The organism is Methylobacterium sp. P3_A11, from assembly GCF_056403155.1.
On record NZ_JBFUGA010000247.1, the window covers coordinates 1 to 752 of the forward strand.

Sequence of the window (752 nt, forward strand, 5' to 3'; positions counted from 1 at the left end):
CCGCGGCTCCGGGCGAGTTCGGCCAGCGCGGCCCGGCGGAGGCCGGCCCGCGCCCGGCCGCGCCAATAGCGCACGAGTCCCACCAGCAGGGCCGCGAGGAAGCCGAGGACGGCCGCCGCGACGACCTCGCCCTGCACGGCGCCAGCGGCGCCGCCGGGCAGGTGCAGGCCCCGGAGCTGATCGAGGGACAGGGGAATCTCGGCGGGCGCGACCGGGTTCATCGGATCGGGCCGCGGGATCGGGCCTCACAGCACCGCATCGAGGCGCTCCATGAGCGGCGCGTAGGCCTCCGGGCCGGTCTCGACGTCGAGGCGCACCCCCGCGATGCCCCGGTGGGCGTAGTCCGCGAGCCGGGCCTCGGCGGATTCTTCCGCCGGCCCGGCCGCCGTCGGCAGTGCGGTCCCGCGGCGGCCGTCCGCGAGGGCGAAGGGGTAGAAGCCCGGCGGCCGGGCGCGCTCGAAGGCGTCGCTCACCAGGATCAGCCGGATCGCGATCCGCTCGGCGAGCAGGGTCAGGAGTTCGTCGAAGCCCGGGCCTGGATCGTCCAGGGCGCTGGCGATGACGAGGTGACCGCCGGCGGGCAGCAGGCTGCGGGCGAGGGCGAGCGTCGCCTCCAGCGGCGGCTCCGCGCGGGCCGGTGCCCCGGACTCGGCCGCCAGCGCGTCGGCATGGGCCTGGGCGAGGGCGCCGGTTACCGCGATCATGGCGCGCTCGCCGCCCGACGGCCGCAGCACGGTCGGCGCCCCGGAGCC

General features: G+C 78.3%; 2 pseudogenes. Both read right to left on the reverse strand.

The annotated features are described in order from the left end of the window. A pseudogene (locus AC1DXK_RS31075) lies at positions 1-221 on the reverse strand (DUF4381 domain-containing protein); the annotation flags it as partial. Positions 222-245: 24 nt separating this feature from the next. Further along, positions 246-752: pseudogene (locus AC1DXK_RS31080) on the reverse strand (DUF58 domain-containing protein); the annotation flags it as partial.